The 18,073-nt window shown below is 60.9% G+C and carries 16 protein-coding genes; 4 read left to right on the forward strand and 12 right to left on the reverse strand.

Annotated elements, in window-relative coordinates:
- The 3 genes from JMA46_RS07540 to JMA46_RS07550 all read left to right on the forward strand — a co-directional run.
- Positions 1 to 210: hypothetical protein (locus tag JMA46_RS07540; protein WP_207344731.1), on the forward strand; the 210-nt coding region annotated here is incomplete at its 5' end.
- 309 nt (positions 211 to 519) lie between these two features.
- Positions 520 to 1,887, forward strand: a complete 1,368-nt coding sequence (locus JMA46_RS07545; RefSeq protein ID WP_207344732.1) for a potassium transporter TrkG — start codon at positions 520 to 522, stop codon at positions 1,885 to 1,887.
- A 25-nt stretch (positions 1,888 to 1,912) separates the two neighbouring features.
- Positions 1,913 to 2,578, forward strand: a complete 666-nt coding sequence (locus tag JMA46_RS07550) for a TrkA family potassium uptake protein (protein ID WP_207344733.1) — start codon at positions 1,913 to 1,915, stop codon at positions 2,576 to 2,578.
- 138 nt (positions 2,579 to 2,716) lie between these two features.
- Here JMA46_RS07550 and nrdF read toward each other — a convergent pair whose 3' ends face one another.
- From nrdF to nrdH, 4 genes are all read right to left on the reverse strand, one after another.
- Positions 2,717 to 3,694 carry a class 1b ribonucleoside-diphosphate reductase subunit beta gene (gene nrdF / locus JMA46_RS07555; protein ID WP_207344734.1) on the reverse strand — a complete coding sequence of 326 codons (978 nt, stop codon included), beginning with the start codon at positions 3,692 to 3,694 and terminating at the stop codon, positions 2,717 to 2,719.
- 109 nt (positions 3,695 to 3,803) lie between these two features.
- Entirely contained in the window at positions 3,804 to 5,924 is a 2,121-nt protein-coding gene (gene nrdE / locus JMA46_RS07560) for a class 1b ribonucleoside-diphosphate reductase subunit alpha (protein WP_207344792.1), read from the reverse strand.
- Positions 5,925 to 5,938: 14 nt separating this feature from the next.
- Positions 5,939 to 6,415 carry a class Ib ribonucleoside-diphosphate reductase assembly flavoprotein NrdI gene (gene nrdI, locus JMA46_RS07565; protein WP_207344735.1) on the reverse strand — a complete coding sequence of 159 codons (477 nt, stop codon included), beginning with the start codon at positions 6,413 to 6,415 and terminating at the stop codon, positions 5,939 to 5,941.
- 130 nt (positions 6,416 to 6,545) lie between these two features.
- Positions 6,546 to 6,800 carry a glutaredoxin-like protein NrdH gene (nrdH, locus tag JMA46_RS07570; RefSeq protein ID WP_207344736.1) on the reverse strand — a complete coding sequence of 85 codons (255 nt, stop codon included), beginning with the start codon at positions 6,798 to 6,800 and terminating at the stop codon, positions 6,546 to 6,548.
- A gap of 506 nt (positions 6,801 to 7,306) precedes the next feature.
- Between nrdH and JMA46_RS07575 the strand changes: the two genes are divergently transcribed.
- A complete protein-coding gene (locus JMA46_RS07575; protein ID WP_207344737.1) occupies positions 7,307 to 8,239 on the forward strand; it encodes a LysR substrate-binding domain-containing protein in 933 nt (310 codons plus the stop codon).
- Here JMA46_RS07575 and JMA46_RS07580 read toward each other — a convergent pair.
- The 8 genes from JMA46_RS07580 to JMA46_RS07615 form a co-directional block, all read right to left on the reverse strand.
- Positions 8,236 to 9,648, reverse strand: coding sequence for an aldehyde dehydrogenase family protein (locus JMA46_RS07580; protein WP_207344738.1), 1,413 nt, complete (start codon positions 9,646 to 9,648; stop codon positions 8,236 to 8,238). The two genes, JMA46_RS07575 and JMA46_RS07580, sit on opposite strands and share 4 nt — an antisense overlap.
- Before the next feature lie 137 nt (positions 9,649 to 9,785).
- A complete protein-coding gene (metE, locus tag JMA46_RS07585; RefSeq protein ID WP_207344739.1) occupies positions 9,786 to 12,101 on the reverse strand; it encodes a 5-methyltetrahydropteroyltriglutamate--homocysteine S-methyltransferase in 2,316 nt (771 codons plus the stop codon).
- A gap of 74 nt (positions 12,102 to 12,175) precedes the next feature.
- Positions 12,176 to 13,171: a methylenetetrahydrofolate reductase gene (locus JMA46_RS07590; RefSeq protein WP_207344740.1), complete on the reverse strand. Its 996-nt coding sequence runs from the start codon at positions 13,169 to 13,171 to the stop codon at positions 12,176 to 12,178.
- 396 nt (positions 13,172 to 13,567) lie between these two features.
- Positions 13,568 to 14,377, reverse strand: coding sequence for a hypothetical protein (locus JMA46_RS07595; protein WP_207344741.1), 810 nt, complete (start codon positions 14,375 to 14,377; stop codon positions 13,568 to 13,570).
- Positions 14,374 to 15,459, reverse strand: a complete 1,086-nt coding sequence (locus tag JMA46_RS07600) for a VWA domain-containing protein (protein WP_207344742.1) — start codon at positions 15,457 to 15,459, stop codon at positions 14,374 to 14,376. The genes JMA46_RS07595 and JMA46_RS07600 overlap by 4 nt, the downstream gene beginning before the upstream one ends.
- On the reverse strand, positions 15,456 to 16,562 hold the full coding sequence (locus tag JMA46_RS07605) for a VWA domain-containing protein (protein ID WP_207344743.1): 1,107 nt from the start codon (positions 16,560 to 16,562) through the stop codon (positions 15,456 to 15,458). The genes JMA46_RS07600 and JMA46_RS07605 overlap by 4 nt, the downstream gene beginning before the upstream one ends.
- The gene (locus JMA46_RS07610; protein WP_207344744.1) at positions 16,553 to 17,197 is read right to left on the reverse strand and encodes a hypothetical protein; all 645 of its coding nucleotides are present in this window, start codon (positions 17,195 to 17,197) and stop codon (positions 16,553 to 16,555) included. Before JMA46_RS07610 ends, JMA46_RS07605 begins: the two co-directional genes overlap by 10 nt.
- Complete coding sequence (locus JMA46_RS07615; RefSeq protein ID WP_207344745.1) at positions 17,187 to 18,068, reverse strand: DUF58 domain-containing protein; 882 nt, start codon at positions 18,066 to 18,068, stop codon at positions 17,187 to 17,189. The genes JMA46_RS07610 and JMA46_RS07615 overlap by 11 nt, the downstream gene beginning before the upstream one ends.
- Positions 18,069 to 18,073: the final 5 nt, after the last annotated feature.

Below are 18,073 nucleotides of genomic sequence, written 5' to 3' on the forward strand. Positions count from 1 at the left end.
CGCCTGCCCCACCCGAGACAAATGCTCCAAGTCCTGCGCCCACCGCACACACTCCCGATCAGACAAAACCCCCACATCAACACCAAAAGGCAACCCACCACCACTGCTCTCGCCACCACCAGAATCCCGGACCGTACCAACACCGGCACCCGCGCTGCCAGTGCCACCGGCAGTGGAACCGGCACCAGCACTGGCAGAAGAACGCACTAACGCCGCAGCAAGATTCAAGAGCTGGTGAACATGCCCACCAACCCGCAAATCCCCTGAATCGGAGGCCGAAAGTCCCGGCCTCCCTGCCGTTTCATCCATACATATATTCTATAAGAAGCCACTGACATCCACCCCCAAAAGAACCCCCAATGTGGATACCACCACCCACCACCCCACCCTGTGCAGGAACTAGATCTACTCAATACACGTTCCACTCCGTTCGCACACGGTTCCAGCACTTTCGCCAAGGAAGGCGCACTTTCACTGTCGATGGATAGATTTCCGCAAACGGCGCTTATTCTATGAGTTATGCAAGTCGCAGCAAGAAGACTCAAGGCCATCGCACGTGCGGTGGTTCCCCGCCATCCAGCACAAGCAATTGCCGCTGGATTCGGTATGGCCATTCTTGTCGGAACACTTGTTCTCATGCTGCCCATCGCCAAGTCTGGGTCCGACGGGGCCAGTGTTTTGGAAGCCCTCTTCACGGCCACCTCCGCCGTGTGTGTCACAGGACTGTCGGTGGTGGATACAGCCCAGTATTGGACACCTTTCGGCCAGGCCACGATCTTGGTTCTCATCCAGGTAGGCGGCTTCGGCATCATGTCGTTCGCTTCATTGCTTGGGGTGCTGATGGCCCGGCGTTTGGGACTCAGATCCCGTATTCAAGCCGCGGCGGAAACCAAGAGCGCCGGGTTCGGTGATGTTCGATCCGTGCTGTTTGGAATTCTTCGCATCACCATCGGCATCGAATTAGTTGTTGCAGTCATTTTGGCCCTGCGATTTGGCATCGGCTACGGATACTCACCCATCCACGCAATCTGGTTGGGCCTATTTCACTCCGTGTCGGCCTTCAACAATGCCGGATTCGCACTCTTCAGCGACAACCTCATGAGCTTCGTCGGAGACCCTTGGATTTGCCTGCCAATCGCATTTGCCATCATCATCGGTGGGCTGGGATTCCCAGTGCTCTTCGAACTGGGACGCCGCTACCGCAGGCCCCTGCACTGGAGCATGAACACCAAACTGGTACTCAGTGGCACAGGGACCCTTCTAGTCCTGGGTACTCTATTTATCAGCACGCTGGAATGGAACAACCCCAGAACCCTCGGCACCTTGTCCACGGCGAATAGGATCCTTGCGGGGTTCTTCCAATCAGTGATGACCCGCACGGCTGGCTTCAACTCACTGGATCTAAGCCAGATGCACCCAGCCACTTGGCTGGGCATGGACATCCTCATGTTCATTGGTGGCGGTCCCGCAGGTACTGCGGGGGGCCTCAAAATCACCACCTTCGCCGTGCTGTTCTTTATCCTCCTCACCGAGATTCAAGGCGGGACAGCAGTGAATATATTCGGCAAACGGCTCTCCCGTTCCGTGCACCGCCAAGCCATCACCATCGTTCTGCTCGCCGTCGCACTGGTCATTGGTTCCACCATGGCCCTGATGCTGATGACGGACATCGGCTTTGATCGGCTCTTTTTCGAAACTGTCTCGGCTTTCGCCACCGTCGGACTATCCACAGGGATTACTGCCTCCCTCCCACCCGCCGGGCAACTCTTGCTCATTTTCCTGATGTTCATCGGCCGTCTCGGTCCTGTGACCCTGGCATCAGCCTTGGCACTACGATCCCGTCCCCTGCTCTACGAATTTCCGAAAGAGAGGCCACTCATTGGCTAGATATCCACTTTTCCCACACAAGTCGATGGAGCGAATCGCGGAAGCAAACTCCGTCGTTGTCATCGGGCTGGGCCGGTTCGGGGGCGCACTGGCATTGGAACTGGCAGCAGCCGGGACTGAAGTTCTGGGCATTGACATGAACGAGGACGTCGTCCAGTCCTTCAACGGCCGGCTGACCCACGTCGTTCGGGCAGATTCCACGAAGGAAGAAGCCCTGCGCCAACTTTCAGTGCACGAGTTCGAACGTGCGGTCGTCGGCATCGGTAGCGACCTTGAAGCAAGCATCCTCACCACCTCATCCCTGCTCCGATTCAAGAAACCCACCATCTGGGCCAAGGCGGTCAGTGCCGCCCATGGCCAGATCCTTGAACAGCTCGGCGTGGAACATGTTGTCCGTCCAGAAGAGGACATGGGACGCAGGGTTGCCCACTTGGTTCGCGGCGCCATGCTGGACTATATCGAGTTCGAAGACGGCTTTGCCATGGTAAAGACACGCCCGCCCAAGGAGGCGCTGAACAAACCTCTGGGCATGACAGGGATAAGGGCCAAGCACCACATCACCGTGGTTGCAGTGAAACGCAGAAACAGTGAGTGGGACTACACCACCCCCCAAACCGTGCTCAATGAGGATGACGAAATCATCGTCGCCGGCGCAACGTTGGCCGCCGAAAGATTTGCCGCACTTATCTAAACGGCCATATCTGGTCGGCGCCCACCAGCCCGAGCCGTGCATGAAGCAGCTGTGCAGGAAACAAGCCGTGCAGGATACAAAAAATGCGCGCAACCGCAGCCCCAAAAAGGGCCGGGTTACGCGCATTTTACGCAAGAACTAGAAGTCCCAGTCGTCGTCCTCGGTGTTCACGGCCTTGCCGATCACATAAGAGGAGCCGGAGCCGGAGAAGAAGTCGTGGTTCTCGTCGGCGTTCGGTGAGAGCGCGGACAGGATTGCCGGGTTCACGTCGGTGACTGCCGCCGGGAACATGGCTTCGTAGCCAAGGTTCATCAGCGCCTTGTTGGCGTTGTAGTGCAGGAACTTCTTCACATCTTCGGCCAGACCGACGGAGTCGTACAGGTCATGCGTGTACTGGACTTCGTTTTCGTACAGCTCAAAGAGCAGCTCGAACGTGTACTCCTTCAGCTCTGCCTTGCGCTCGTCCGAAAGGCCTTCCAAGCCCTTCTGGTACTTGTAGCCGATGTAGTAGCCGTGCACGGCCTCGTCGCGGATGATCAGGCGGATCAAATCTGCCGTGTTCGTCAGCTTGGCCCGTGATGACCAGTACATGGGCAGGTAGAAGCCCGAATAGAACAGGAAGGACTCCAGCAAGGTGGAGGCGATCTTGCGCTTGAGCGGATCGTCGCCGTAGTAGTAGCCCTCGATGATCTGGGCCTTCTTTTGCAGGTTCACGTTCTCTACCGACCAGCGGAAGGCTTCGTCGATTTCCTTCGTCGAGCACAGGGTGGAGAAGATCGAGGAGTAGCTCTTGGCGTGCACCGATTCCATGAACGCAATGTTCGTGTAAACGGCTTCTTCGTGCGGGGTGATGGCGTCCGGGATCAGCGAGACGGCGCCCACCGTGCCCTGCAGGGTGTCCAGCAGGGTCAGGCCGGTGAACACGCGCATGGTCAGCAGTTGCTCGTCCGGTGTGAGGGTCGCCCAGGACTGGATGTCGTTGGACAGCGGCACCTTTTCCGGCAGCCAGAAATTGTTGCAGAGGCGGTTCCAGACTTCCACGTCCTTCTCGTCCTCGATGCGGTTCCAGTTGATGGCCTTAACGTGGCTTGCCAACTTCAGCTTTTCCGGTGTCATCGCTTTTCTCTCTTCACTAAATACTGATGGCTCCAAGAGCCCAGTCAATCCTAAGCCGAAGGTACGACGGCGGGAGGTGCCCGCCGTCGTACTCTTCAGTTATGCGGCACTACAGCATGCAGGAAACACAATTTTCCACTTCGGTCCCTTCCAGCGCGAGCTGGCGGAGACGGATGTAGTAGATGGTCTTGATGCCCTTGCGCCAGGCGTAGATCTGCGCCTTGTTGATGTCACGCGTGGTGGCGGTGTCCTTGAAGAACAGTGTCAGGGACAGGCCCTGGTCCACGTGCTGGGTCGCAGCAGCGTAGGTGTCGATGATCTTCTCAAAGCCGATCTCGTACGCGTCCTTGTAGTATTCAAGGTTGTCGTTCGTCAGGTACGGGGCCGGGTAGTACACGCGGCCCAGCTTGCCTTCCTTGCGGATTTCAATCCGCGAGGCCACCGGGTGGATGGAGGACGTGGAGTTATTGATGTAGCTGATGGAGCCCGTCGGCGGGACTGCCTGCAGGTTCTGGTTGTAGATGCCGTGCTCCATGACGGAAGCCTTCAGCTCGCGCCAGTCATCCTGCGTGGGGATGTGGACGCCTTCAAACATCTCGGCAACCTTCTGCGTCTGCGGCAGCCATTCACCGTCCGTGTACTTGTCAAAGAATGCACCGGAGGCGTAGGTGGACTTATCAAAGCCGGCAAACGTGGAGCCGGTTTCAATGGCCAGCATGTTCGACGCCCGGATGCAGTGGTACACCACGGTGTAGAAGTAGATGTTGGTGAAGTCCAGGCCCTCTTCCGAGCCGTAGTGGACCCGCTCACGGGCCAGGTAGCCGTGCAGGTTCATCTGGCCCAGACCAATGGCGTGCGACTGGTCGTTGCCCTTGGCGATGGACGGCACGCTGGTGATGTTGGACATGTCCGACACAGCAGAGAGTGTGCGGATGGCCGTTTCGATGGTGCTGCCGAAGTCCGGTGAATCCATGGCCTTGGCAATGTTCAGCGAGCCCAGGTTGCAGGAGATGTCCTTGCCGGTCTCAGCGTAGGAGAGGTCGTCGTTGTAGCTGGTGGGCGCGGAAACCTGGAGGATTTCCGAGCACAGGTTGCTCATGATGATCTTGCCGTCGATCGGATTCGCGCGGTTCACCGTGTCTTCAAACATGATGTACGGGTAGCCGGACTCGAACTGGATCTCAGCGAGGGTCTGGAAGAACTCGCGGGCCTTGATCTTCGTCTTCTTGATGCGGGCGTCGTCCACCATTTCGTAGTACTTCTCGGTGACCGAAATGTCGGAGAACGGCATGCCATACACTTTTTCGACGTCGTACGGGGAGAACAGGTACATGTCCTCGTCGCGCTTGGCCAGCTCGAAGGTGATGTCGGGGATGACCACGCCGAGCGACAAGGTCTTGATGCGCACCTTCTCGTCGGCGTTCTCCCGCTTGGTGTCCAGGAAGCGGTTGATGTCGGGGTGGTGGGCGTGCAGGTACACCGCTCCTGCACCCTGGCGGGCACCGAGCTGGTTGGCGTAGGAGAAGCTGTCTTCAAGAAGCTTCATCACGGGGATGACGCCGGAGGACTGGTTCTCGATCTGCTTGATGGGCGCGCCCACTTCACGGATGTTCGTCAACGCGAACGCCACGCCGCCGCCGCGCTTGGAGAGCTGCAGTGCGGAGTTGATGGAGCGGCCAATGGACTCCATGTTGTCTTCGATGCGCAGCAGGAAGCAGGAGACAAGCTCTCCGCGCTGTGCCTTGCCGGCGTTCAGGAACGTGGGGGTGGCCGGCTGGAAACGGCCTTCGATGATCTCGTCGACGATCTTGGTGGCGAGTTCCTCGTTGCCGCGGGCCAGGTGCAGGGCAACCATGCACACGCGGTCTTCGTAGCGCTCAAGGAAGCGGTTGCCGTCAAACGTCTTCAGTGTGTAGGACGTGTAGAACTTGAAGGCGCCCAGGAAGGTTTCGAAGCGGAACTTCTTCTTGTAGGCATGCTGGTACAGCTCACGGATGAAGTTCATCGTGTACTGGTCAAGCGTCTCGCGCTCGTAGTATTCGTTCTTCACCAGGTAGTCCAGCTTTTCTTCCAGGTCGTGGAAGAACACGGTGTTGTTGTTCACGTGTTGCAGGAAGTACTGGCGGGCGGCCGCCTTGTCGGCGTCGAATTGGATTTCACCCTTGGAGTTGTACAGGTTGAGCATGGCGTTGAGCTCGTGATAGCCGAGCTCCTGCCATGCCGCAGGCATGTCCTTGGACGCCTTCACTGTTGAGTCGTGTTCTGAGACAATCGTGTCCAAAATTCTTCCAATCCTTCGCGAACCCTGTCCACGTCTTCCGACGTGCCCATCAGTTCAAAACGGTATAGATGCTGTACATTGCATTTCTCGGCGACGATGTCCCCGGCAAGGCAATAGGTGGTTCCAAAATTCGTGTTCCCGGCGCCAATGACGCCACGGATCAGTTGCCGATTTTCGGGTATATTCAGGAATTTGATGACCTGTTTTGGTACCGCCCCGCGTCTTGTTTCCCCGCCATAGGTGGGGAGGAGCAAAACAAAGGGCTCTTGCGCCAAGAGCGTGTCCTCATAGGTGTAAAGCGGGATCCTCGCGGCGTCAACACCCAACTTCACCACGAACCTGTGGGTGTTATCTGATGCTGAAGAAAAGTAGATCAACGGGCTGCTGGTTTTTCGAGAGACTATCCGACCAACAGCAGCTTCGGCTGTAATGGCTGACATGGCCAACGCTTTCCAACTACTTGCTTGCGGTTGTGGGGCCAACCCTTTGACCGGTCAGCCCCACCTGTGTGCACTGGGCACTTGAAATTTTGATGATTGGCCCTCAGAAACAGGACCCGAGTGAGGGTAGTTACGCCACGCTGACGGCAGCATCCTCCGTGGCTGCGGCCAAAGCTGCAATCTTGTCCGGGCGGAAACCTGACCAGTGATCGGCGTCCGTGATCACAACGGGTGCCTGCTGGTATCCCAGGCTGAGTACATGCTCCAGGGCGGCCGGGTCGGTGGAGATGTCCACGCTCTGGTAAGTGATGCCCTTCTTGTCCAACGCACGGTATGTGGCATTGCACTGGACGCATGCAGGTTTGGTGTAAACCGTGACGTTCATGATCAAGTTCCCCTTATTTCTATGGCTAACTGTGGCGGCCTTTGACGGCCTACTCGCTGTCGGTGGGACCAACGGTAATTGCCACGGTCTCGCCAGCTTCTCGAGCTGTTCCAGCGGATTCCTTGGAACCGCTTGAATTCTGTATTAGATACTACATGTAGTGCAGACACTCGAGGTTGACCCCTACATGATGTATTACAAGTATGTCATTTTATGCACCGTCCGTCCACAGGTTGGGGGATTTAAAAGCCCTAGAAATCAAGGAAGATGCTGTCTTTTCCACAGCTTGTGGAGTACTTCATCACAAAAATTGGGACGGCGTGTCGGCGCACGTCGGCGTGTCGGAGCCGGTGTCGGAGCCGGTGCCGCAACAGGTGCCGGAACAGTCCGGGGAAGGAGCCAACCGCGGCGCACGCAACACTCACGCAACACTTATGCAACAGCGCATACGCGAGTGCCGTCTATGCTTGCAGGGAGTTGGCCGGAGGCCAGAAAATGAGGTTCCCGTGATCAATCCCGTCCATCTTCAGACCTTGCTGGAGGTTGTCCGCCGCGGCTCCTTCGCTGCCGCCGCCGCCTCATTGGGGTACACGGCGTCGGCCGTTTCACAGCAGATGTCCACCCTTGAACGCGATGCCGGGGTGACCTTGTTCCGGCGTTCTGCCCGCAGCGTGCAGCCCACGGAAGCCGCGCTGGTCATGTCGCGGCATGCGGCCAAGGTGCTCACCGACATTGACGCTCTCTTGGCAGCCAGCGCAAGGAGTGACGACGGCGACAGCCAGGAGTTGCGTTTGGGAATTTTCCCTTCGCTGGCCACCTATGTGTTGCCACGGTTGCTGAGCAGCCCCGAGTGGCCCGCCTTGGGAATCAACGTGCACGTTTCCGTGGGTGAACCGCAGCAGACCATTGGTGATTTGCGCAGCGGTGGGGCACTGGATGTGGCGCTCGTGTACCAAGTGGGGCAATCCGGGCTCGCTTGGCCGCACAGTTTGAACCGGCAGTGGATTGGTGATGACAACTTCAGGGTGGTGCTGCCACGGTCTTGGGGCATCCGTCCCGGCTCGGTCATGGCCGCCAACCAGCTTTCGGACATGCCGTGGATCATGCACCATCCGGGGACCAGCGACGCGTCCGTCATTGAACGGCTGTTTGCCAGCTGCAACCTGCATCCGCGCGTGGCGGTCTACAGCGATGACTTCAACGCAACCCTGCAGCTGGCCGGCGTCGGGCGGGGTGCGGCATTGGTCCCTGAGCTGGCGCTGCGCAACAAACCAGACAACGTGGTGGTCTTGGACGTGCCGGAAATCCGGCTGGCCAGGAATATCTTTGCACTGCTCATCAACGACGCCCGGACGGCACGCGTCGAAGTGTTTGTGGATAAGCTGGCCAGCATTTTGCAGGACGTGACGGGCACCAGTTCCGTGGACCCCCGGCCCTAGTTTTTGCTGTGCGGTTTGGACGGCGCCACAAGACGTTTGATGAGTTGCTTCTTCAGCACCCCGAACGGAGGGTAGATCAAGGCGAGTGTATCGGGGGCCAGTGACTTTTCCAGCACCGCCTTGTGGTGGGAGAAGGTTTCAATCGAATGGTGCCCGTGGTAACTGCCCATGCCGCTCTCCCCCACTCCGCCGAAGGGCAGCCCCGGTACGGAGAGGTGGGCCACGGGAACCCCGAAGTTCAACGCGCCCGACGACGTCTGTTCCGTGAACTGCGTCCGCACGGCCCTGTCTTCGCTGAAGACATACAGCGAGAGCGGCTTGTCCCGTGCGTTGATGAAGGTGATGGCCTCCGCCAGCGAACCAATCGTGACCAGAGGAAGGACTGGACCAAAAATCTCGCTGTCCATGAGCTGCGCCTGCGCATCCACGTGCAGCACTGTGGGTTCAATGTAGCGCGTGGCAGCGTCCGTGCTCCCTCCGCTGACAAGAACGGAACCGGTTCCCTCAGCCAGGTCCCCCGCCAACATGCCTGCAATACGGGCAAAGGCGTCATCGTGGATGATCCGTCCGTAGGCCACGCTGTGCGCCGGATCTAGACCGTACAATTCTGCAATCGCGTGCGGCAGTTCCGCCGCCAGGGCAGCCAGGGCGTGGGAGGTCCCGAGAACGTAGTCCGGAGCCACGCAGGTCTGCCCGGCATTCATGAACTTGCCCCAGGCGATCCTGCGTGCAGCGGCGGCCATGTTCACTGTTTCATCAATGTAGACGGGCGACTTGCCGCCCAGTTCCAGCGTCACTGGTGTCAGCTGCTGGGCGGCGGCAGTCATCACAATGCGCCCCACCCGAGCATTTCCGGTGTAGAAGATGTGGTCAAAGCGCTGTTCCAGCAGCTCGGTGGTTTCCGGTACGCCGCCTTCAACGATGCTCAGGGCGCCGGCCAAATATTCGGGCACCCAATGCGCCAGCGCCGCGGAACTGGCGGGGGCTATTTCACTGGGCTTGGCCACCACGGTGTTGCCTGCTGCCAGCGCCCCGATGACCGGGGCCAGGAGCAGTTGGATGGGGTAATTCCAGGGTGCAATGACCAGCACCACGCCCAAGGGTTCAAGGATGGTGGAGGCCTTGGCTGGCTGCAGGGCCACCGGCACCGCTGCCCTGCGCGGTGCGAGCCATCCTTCCAGATGCTTGATGACGTGGCTTATCTCGCTGGTCAGGAACCCGATCTCGGTCAGCCAGGATTCTGTCGGGTGCTTGCCCAAATCTGCTGCGAGGGCATCGGCAAAGTCATCCCCGTGCTCCCGCAGCATGCGGTTCATGGCCGTTAGTTGTTGAATCCGCCAGGCGTGGGGCCTGGTGATTCCACTATTGAAGGCGGTCCGTGCTGCTGCCACTGTCGTTTCTACGCTCATGTCTTCAATCTAGCCCGGACGTCAACCTGCCACCCAAGTTAAACACCTGAGTTAAACGCCAACGGCGTTCCCGTCCCCCGAGTTGCAGAGACGGAAACGCCTAGGCGTCAACGCATACTTGCTAAAGCTGAAAACACTTACACGAGCTGTGCGCGAACTTCCTTCGTGGCCTTGACGAGGTTGCGCAGGGACTCTTCGGTCTCGGCGTAGCCACGGGTCTTCAGGCCGCAGTCCGGGTTGACCCAGAGCTGGCGTGCCGGGACGTGCTTGACGGCGGTGCCGAGCAGTTCCGAAACTTCGGCCTGACCGGGGACGCGGGGGCTGTGGATGTCGTACACGCCAGGGCCAACACCGCGGCCGAAGCCGTGGTTTTCCAGGTCGTTGACAACCTCCATGCGTGAGCGGGCGGCCTCGATGGAGGTGACGTCCGCGTCCAGTCCGTCAATGGCGTCGATGATGACGCCAAATTCGGAGTAGCACAGGTGGGTGTGGATCTGGGTGCCGTCGGCAGCGCCTGCCGTGGAGAGGCGGAAGGAATTCACGGACCAGTCCAGGTAGGCGGCTTGGTCGGCGCGGCGCAGCGGCAGCAGTTCGCGCAGGGCGGGCTCGTCGACCTGGATGATCTTGATGCCGGCGGCTTCCAGGTCTGCGATCTCGTCGCGCAGGGCCAGGCCCACCTGGTTGGCGGTGTCACCCAGGGGCTGGTCGTCGCGCACGAAGCTCCAGGCCAGGATCGTGACCGGTCCCGTGAGCATCCCCTTCATGGGCTTATTCGTCAATGACTGTGCGTATTCGGCCCACTTGACAGTGATGGCCTTCTCGCGGGTCACGTCACCCCACAGGATGGAAGGGCGGGTGCAGCGGCTGCCATATGACTGGACCCAGCCGTGGACGGTGACGTCGAAGCCTTCAAGGTTCTCGGCAAAGTACTGGACCATGTCGTTGCGCTCGGGCTCACCGTGGACCAGCACGTCGAAGTCGAGTTCTTCCTGCAGGTCCACCACGCGCTTGATCTCTTCCTTCATCAGCGTCGAGTATTCCTCGCCCGTGATGGCGCCCTTGTTGGCGCGGGCGCGGGCCGAACGGATTTCGCTCGTCTGCGGGAAGGATCCAATGGTCGTCGTCGGCAGCGGCGGCAGTGACAGGGATTCTTCCTGCGCGGCTTCACGCACCGAGTACTCGGAGCGGTTGAAGTCGGCCGGGGTCAGTGCGGCCAGGCGGGCGCGGACTTCGGGGCGCTTGACGCCGGCGGCGGCTGCACGGGAGGCGATGACGGCTGTTGCTTCAGCGACGGCCGCCGCGGACGACGCCGGGTCCACCAGGTGCGCTGCCAGCGTCACCACTTCGGTGACCTTCTGGTCTGCGAACGACAACCAGCTGCGCAGCTCGGCAGAGAGTTGGGTTTCCTCACTGACGTCGTGGGGGACGTGCTGGGTGGAGGTGGACGTGGACACGGCCACGTTCAGCCCGGCTGCCTTCAGGGCTTCCAAGCGGTTGACGGACTCGGCCAGGTCGTTGCGCCAGATGTTGTGGCCGTCAACGACGCCTGCAACAACCGTCTTGCCGGTCAGCACTGCCAGTTCTTCCGCCGAAGGGACAGCACCCTTGAAAGCGTCGATGTGCAGCGCCTCGATGGGGGCTGCTGCGAGGGTCGGCAGCAGTTCGGTGAGAGCACCGAAAGGGGTGGAGACAAGAATGGCTGGACGGCCTGCAGCGGCTGCAAGGACCTCATAAGAGCGAGCCACGGCAGCCTGGACCTCGGAGAGCGCAATATCCTGGTCGGTGACGAGAGCAGGCTCATCGAGCTGTACCCAGCTGGCACCGGCAGCGCCGAGGCGGCGCAGCAGTTCAGCGTAGACAGGCAGCACGTCTTCAAGACGGGTGAGCGGGGAGAAGCCGGCCGGTGCGTCGTCGGAGGCCTTGCTCAGCAGCAGGAACGTGACCGGGCCCACCAGGTAGGGGCGGGTTTCGAAGCCGTGGGCGAGGGCGTATTCGAACTGCTCAACAATTCGGTTGGAGGTCACCGAGAAGTTGGTCTCCGGGCCAATTTCCGGCACCAAGTAGTGGTAGTTCGTGTCGAACCACTTTGTCATTTCCAGCGGCTGCTGCTCAACCGTGCCGCGGGCCAGGGTGAAGTAGGCGTTGATGTCCAGCTGGCCGTCAGCGTTACGCAGCTCACCGAAGCGGGCAGGCACAGCGCCAATGTGGGTGGCGGCGTCGAGCACCTGGTCGTAGTAGGAGAAGGTGCCGGGGATGGCGGCGGCTTCACTCAGGCCCAGCTCGGTCAGCTTGCGGGCGGTGCCGAGCTGGATTTCCTGGGCGGCAGCCTCCAGGGCTGCCTGATCGATCTTCCCGGCCCAGAACGCCTCAATGGCCTTCTTCAATTCGCGGCGGCGGCCGATGCGCGGGTAGCCAAGAAGTGAGGCTGCGGGGAATACGGGTGTGTTTGACATGGCGATTCCTTCGTGATGGTGAAACAAAGACGATTCAAATTTGTGGGGCAAAGTGCTTGGGTCAGGTCGGTGGTTCAGGCCGTGACGAGACGGTCCGTGGCCACCCGTGCGGATTGGGAGGCCCGGGCTGCACGGGCAGGTATCTGCGGGCGCCCGGGTCTGAGCAGTTGCAGCTTGTCCAGCACTTCCAACGCGGCAGCGTGCTCGTTGAAGGTGTAGAGGTGGATTCCGGGAGCCCCGGCATCCAACGCCGCACGGGCCAGACCGACGGTTTCCTGCACGCCGATGCGGCGGCTTTCCGCAGCGTTCTCGGCCCTGCCCAGTGCATCGAGCAGTTTTGCTGAAGGCTCGACGCCGGTCAGGTCACCCAGGCGCTGCACGCGGCGCAGGCTGGTCAGGGGCATCACCCCGGGAATGATGGGGATGCTGACCCCGGCCCGACGGGCCCGGTTGACCAGATCCTTGTACTGATCCGCGTGGAAGAACACTTGCGTGATGGCAAAGTCTGCGCCTGAGCGCTGCTTGGCCAGCAGGACTTCGATGTCGTGTTCAATGGAGGGCGATTCCGGGTACCGTGCCGGGTAGGCGGCCACACCGATGGCCACCTTGCCGGCACACAGCAGCGCCGAGCGGCGCTGCTCCACACGGCGGATCAGCTCAATCAAGTCCTGGGCGTACGTCAGCGCGCCTGCCCGCGGCTGCTCGGGGACGTCGCTGGGCAGGTCCCCGCGCAGTGCCAGGATGCCGCGGACACCGTGGTCCAGGAGTTCGGAAATGATATCGGCAAGCTCGTCGCCCGTGTTGCCGACGCACGTCAGGTGCGCCAGCGGCAGTAGTGAGGTTTCGGTTAACAGGCGGTTGAGCAGGTCCACTGCCGTGTCGCGATTGCTGCCGTTGGCACCATAAGTGACCGAAACGTAGTCTGGGTTGGTGCTTTCAAGTTTACCTATGGTGTCCCACAAAGAGAGCGAAGCAGCTTCATTGCGGGGCGGAAATAGTTCGTAGGAGAGGGCTATCGGCGCGCTGTGTGATGACGGCGCCGAAGCCTGAATAAGGCTCGGAGGAGACATTTGCTTGGGGTCCTTGAGGATGGGCCGGAAATTCACGCCAGGGTGTCTAGATCACCGCAGGCATGAACTACCGCATTTTCGTAAAAGGTCGGGTGGGGAACCCTGGCCCGCTGTGCACGCACAGTCGCCAAGAAGTTGCCATCCACCAGCAAATGTCAGGCCCACATGGGGGCACCCACACCCTTGGCTAAGCAAAGGTCGCTGACACACGTTGAGGTATATAACGTAGGACCAATACTAGCCAGCATTTTTTGTCAATACCAAGCTCACGCCGAATTACGACGCAATTTTACGCAACATTTCGTGTTTACGTTCGACATATGTTGGAAAATAGTGCCGAAAACCGAACTATTGCAACATCCCGCCCGGCCTGTGCGTCGACCCAACCACGTAGTGTTACCAGGGTTTGGCGTAAGATTCCGGCTCGTCTTGGTCCATCTGTTCCAGCTGTTCCTTGATCTTTTGCCGCTGCCCGCGTTCCTGCTGCGCCTTTTGCCCGGTTTGCTCCAACTGCTCCAACTTGCCAGCCGGCGGCGGCTCTGCCGGTTCCTGGCCGTCGCTCTGCGGAACACTGACTTCATCGCCTTGACCCTCGGACTGTTTTTTGCTCAGGCGTTCATCGGCTTCGCGCAGTGTCCGCCCTTCGCCCTCCCGGTTGTTCTCGCTGTTCTCCGTGAAGCAGTCACGCGGCGCCTGTGCCACGACCTTGCTGCCTTCGGCGAAAAATTCCTTGGCCGACGCCGGGTCCCCAGCCTTCTGCCTTGCCTCACCCAATTTTTCCAAGCTGAGCACAAGGTTCACCCGAACCTTGCACGACTCCCCCTCAGGAACGAGGTCCAAGGCCAGGGCAAACTGGTCCCGGGCCTTCGCAAAATCACCTTGCAGCACATGGCCGTCTCCTTCTGCAAAGTGCGGTTTCCAGCGTTCAACGAGGTTGGGCAGGCCCATGGCGCGGGCGCCGCCAAGTGTGCCACCGGCGTCGTTCGCTTCGAAGGCGCCTACAGACTGTCCTGCCGAGACCGGCAGCGACATCAGCTTCACGGCAAGCAACACTGCTGCGAGCACCACAGGTGCCGACCGCAGCAGGAGGGTGCGGCGCCTGCGCAGTGCCCGCCGCTTTTCCACGTCGGCAAGCATCGCAAGTTGAGGCTGGCTTTGCGCTACCGGCTCGGCGGCAGTCTTCACGGTGCCCGCTCCCCCAGTCATGGCGAGTCCACCCGGCCGCGTGTTGGTCGGCTACGCGTTAGGTTGGCGGGAGTTGGGCGGGCGGGTGCCTGGCTGCGCTGAGTCGCTCGGGGGTGGGACAGCTTGCCACCAGGCAAAGTCCGCAAAGCTGTGCCGAGTCGCACGGCTTCCCAAGCGGCCACGCCGAAACCTGCCAACGCGAAAAGCCAATACAGTTCCCAGCGTCCGGTACCGTCCTGTTCACTGCTTCCGGCCTGTGCTGCTTTGGTGGGTGTTGCGGCCACCAGTGCAGCCGAAATATCTGCCGGATTGCCCCTGTGGATATAGGGCACCCGCAATTGCTTGGCCACCGTGGCCAGCGCCTTTTCATCGATGCGTGACGTGGCAGGAGTGTAGCCAGCGGACTTGTCCAAAATATAGGGCCCGGGCTTATCGGCGTTGTAGGAGTAGTCGCGCATGTGCCCACCAGCTGCAGTGCCATAGCCCAGCACGGCACCCCCATCAATAAGTTCGGTGCCGTGAGTGAAGGGCTTCGGTGCCGAGGCTGCCGTTTGTTCGCCGTCTCCCAGGTAGAACACCAATCGTGGCCGGTGGGGATGGCTTCCCTGTGCTGCAGCCAGCCGCTCCCCCAACATCTCCGAAGCGGCGGAAATACTGCTGCCCTTGGACGTGTAGGAAGAGCCCGGGGTAAGAACCTGCGTCAGTGTGCGCAGAGCGGTGGTATCCGTGGTCAATGGCAGCAGCACCTTCGCTGTGCTGTCAAAGCTGATGAGGGAATAGCGGGCTCCGGGCAATTCGGCTGCCACAGCGTTGATGTCCGCTTGCATTCCCGCCAGGCGGGGGGACGCGCCGTCGTAGTCCTGTGCTGCGGAACTTGGCGAGACGTCCACCACGAAGAAGACGTTCAGGTCGCTGCTGACCACGGATGCGTCCGCACCCGCCAGACCGGGCCTGGCCGCTGCCAGCAGCAACAGCACCACGAGGGCTGCCCGGCGCCAGCTGGTGGAGCTACGGTTCTTCAGCAGTGTCCACACCGTGCCTGCAAGCAGCATCACGACGACCAGCCAAAACAGCCAGGGGGTAACGATGGGCAGGAAACTCATGGCCGCACCCGCCGCACCCATGCGGACACCGATGCTGTTGCCCGTGCGGTTGCCGATGTGGGTACGCGCAACAGCGCCAGAGCCAACAGTGCCACGGCTGCGATCCCCAGGGGCACGCCGGGATGGTCAACGAGGCTCTTGTGCGGGGCACCCAGCAACCGCGACGCCTCAGTGGCCTGCACTTTCTCCACTATGGAGGCGACTGCCTCCTCCGACTCCAGCGCATAGTAGGCTCCGCCGGTTGCAGACGCCGTCTGCTTCAAGCCAACGGCAGCGTCTCCTAAGAGTGGGAACATGCCAAATTCGTTGGAGCCGTAGTCACTGCTGCCGTAGTCATTGGGGTTGAACGCGTAGACGCGTGTGTTGGCAGTCTTGGCCAGTTCGGTGGCCTGTTCCAGCGTGAACAGGGGGCGCCCGGCCAACATGTTGTCGGTGGCTAAGATGATGGAGCGGGACCGCCCCTTCTCAGCCGCAGAATTGTCCCCCACAGCACTTTTCGCCGCGGTATTCTCCGCAGCCGGGAACCCCTTGACGCAACTGGCCAGGCCGTCGCCGATGAGCGAGGATCCATCCGCCTCATGGGTGCCGGCCAGGTAGTCAATGGCAATGTCGGCGGAACCGAGCGCCTTCGTGGCTGCGGCGAGTTCCCCGGCCACAAACTCATAGTCGTCGGTGAGCGGAAAAACCATGACAGCGCTGGAATCAAAGATGGTCATGGCAATGCGTTCGCCCTGGAACTTGCCCACGAGCTGGGAAAAGACACCCATGATGGCCACGTCCGTGTCCAGCATTGATCCTGACACGTCCAGGCACAGCATGATGTCCCTGTTGAACTGCTCGGGAACCGTGCTGCTTTCGCTCACGGGCCGGGCCGCGGCGACCAGCAGCGACACTGCCAGGACTGCGAGCGCCACCACAGCAGCGACAAGCCGCTTACGGTAGGAGGCCAGTGCCTGCTTGTAGGCGGGCAGTTCAGTCAGACGTTCGGCGTGCGCCACCGGGGTAGGTGAAATGACAATACCCTGGCGCCGCCACAGCAGTATCACCACAGCGGCCACTGCGGCCAGCCCCAAGGGCAGCAGCCACCAGTATTTCAACGCCATTGGCCCACCACCTCCCGGGCCTGCTGCGCGGAGGATGCCACGCTAGGCGTGCCTGCATCTGCACCTTTGCCTGCACCTGGACCTGCACCTGCACCTGCACCTGCACCTGCACCTGCACCAAATTGTGCTGGATACCAGCGTTCCACAGCATCTGCCACCAAAGGCAGCTGGTGTTCGCTGACCTGGTGTGCACGCAGTTCCGCGAGTGTCATTCGCTGAGCGCGCAGCCCCGTCATCTCTTGCACAAAAGTGCGCAGAACCAAGCTGAGCTCGAGGTGAGCGGATCGTCCGTCCAGCTGGCCGCCGTCGTGCCTGTGCTCGATATCCGTGATCAGTGCCCAGTATTTGTGCCGAACAGTTTCAGGATTGCGTGGGGCGGAGAACTCCGGCACGCTCGCGGTGGCGCCCACCCGGGTGGAAATCCACACCCAGGCACACCAACCCAGGCACAACAGCAGCAGGGCAATTCCGGCCAGCGGCCACCACGGCGAATAGCCTACCGGGGCGTAGAAGACCGGCTCGTTGAAGATTGGCGCGTTGAAGACGGTGGTGTTCAAGACGGCGGTGTTCAAGGCGGTGGTGTTCAAGGCGGGAGCATGGAAGCCGACGGCGGAAAATAGGGTGTCAGCGGCCACGGCGGTGCCTTTCCAGCAAGAGGAAGATCTGCCCCATAACCTCGCCCGTGGTGGCGATGGACGCCGTGGCTATGCCATGGGTGGAGAGCATCTCGGCCAGGCCGCGGGCGCGTGCGGCCATGGCCTCGGCATAGCTGTGGGCCAGCGCCGGGTCCTGCGCCAGGAACGCCAGGACCGGTTTCATCCCGGCAACATCAAGCGCCGTGCCCTGCACTGCCCGCGGACCTGCCAGTGCGGCGTCGACGATGTGCACCCACAGGACTTCGTGCTGTGCCTGCAACCGGCGCACCACCTTCGCCAAGCGTGGATCCGCCAGCACGTCGTCGGCGATCACCACCAGCAGCAGGCGTTGGCGGTAGTGGGCTGCCACGTATTCCAGCTGCGACGTGAGGTCGCTGGGCTCATGGTCCAAACCCACCGCGTCCATGTGGCGTAACAGCATCTCCACATGGTGTTCAGTTCCTTTGGCGGGCAGGGCGGCGGTCCCGGCCACGTCGCCATGGACCAGCGAGACCGAGTCCCCATGGCCCAGCGCGAGCAGGCCCAGCACACCCATGGCCATGACAGCCAGGTCCTTCTTGGGTTCCCCGCCCTCGGCCAGCGCCGCCATGTTCCGGCCGGTGTCGGCCACCAGCAGCAGCTGCTGGCGACGCGTGGCAACGTAGCGTTTGATCAGCGGTTTGCCTGTGCGCGCCGTGGCTTTCCAGTCGATGTCACGCACCTCGTCTCCCGGGACGTAGTCGCGCAAGTCGTCAAAATCCAGGCCGTTGCCACGGAAGATCGACGCGTATTCACCCTCGAGGAGGCCCCTGGCCTTGCGGTGGGCAAAGATGTGCATCTTCGACTTCACCGCCGTCAATAGGCTGCCCATGCAGC

The sequence above is a fragment of the Arthrobacter sp. E3 genome (assembly GCF_017353415.1).
Taxonomy (GTDB): domain Bacteria; phylum Actinomycetota; class Actinomycetes; order Actinomycetales; family Micrococcaceae; genus Specibacter.

Coding starts and splice junctions, on each gene's coding strand:
- JMA46_RS07545 (WP_207344732.1), top strand. CDS start 520: ATGCAAGTCGCAGCAAGAAGACTCAAGGCCATCGCACGTGCGGTGGTT.
- JMA46_RS07550 (WP_207344733.1), top strand. CDS start 1,913: ATGGAGCGAATCGCGGAAGCAAACTCCGTCGTTGTCATCGGGCTGGGC.
- nrdF (WP_207344734.1), bottom strand. CDS start 3,694: ATGACACCGGAAAAGCTGAAGTTGGCAAGCCACGTTAAGGCCATCAAC.
- nrdE (WP_207344792.1), bottom strand. CDS start 5,924: ATGCCTGCGGCATGGCAGGAGCTCGGCTATCACGAGCTCAACGCCATG.
- nrdI (WP_207344735.1), bottom strand. CDS start 6,415: ATGTCAGCCATTACAGCCGAAGCTGCTGTTGGTCGGATAGTCTCTCGA.
- nrdH (WP_207344736.1), bottom strand. CDS start 6,800: ATGAACGTCACGGTTTACACCAAACCTGCATGCGTCCAGTGCAATGCC.
- JMA46_RS07580 (WP_207344738.1), bottom strand. CDS start 9,648: ATGAGCGTAGAAACGACAGTGGCAGCAGCACGGACCGCCTTCAATAGT.
- metE (WP_207344739.1), bottom strand. CDS start 12,101: ATGTCAAACACACCCGTATTCCCCGCAGCCTCACTTCTTGGCTACCCG.
- JMA46_RS07590 (WP_207344740.1), bottom strand. CDS start 13,171: ATGTCTCCTCCGAGCCTTATTCAGGCTTCGGCGCCGTCATCACACAGC.
- JMA46_RS07595 (WP_207344741.1), bottom strand. CDS start 14,377: ATGACTGGGGGAGCGGGCACCGTGAAGACTGCCGCCGAGCCGGTAGCG.
- JMA46_RS07600 (WP_207344742.1), bottom strand. CDS start 15,459: ATGAGTTTCCTGCCCATCGTTACCCCCTGGCTGTTTTGGCTGGTCGTC.
- JMA46_RS07605 (WP_207344743.1), bottom strand. CDS start 16,562: ATGGCGTTGAAATACTGGTGGCTGCTGCCCTTGGGGCTGGCCGCAGTG.
- JMA46_RS07615 (WP_207344745.1), bottom strand. CDS start 18,068: ATGGGCAGCCTATTGACGGCGGTGAAGTCGAAGATGCACATCTTTGCC.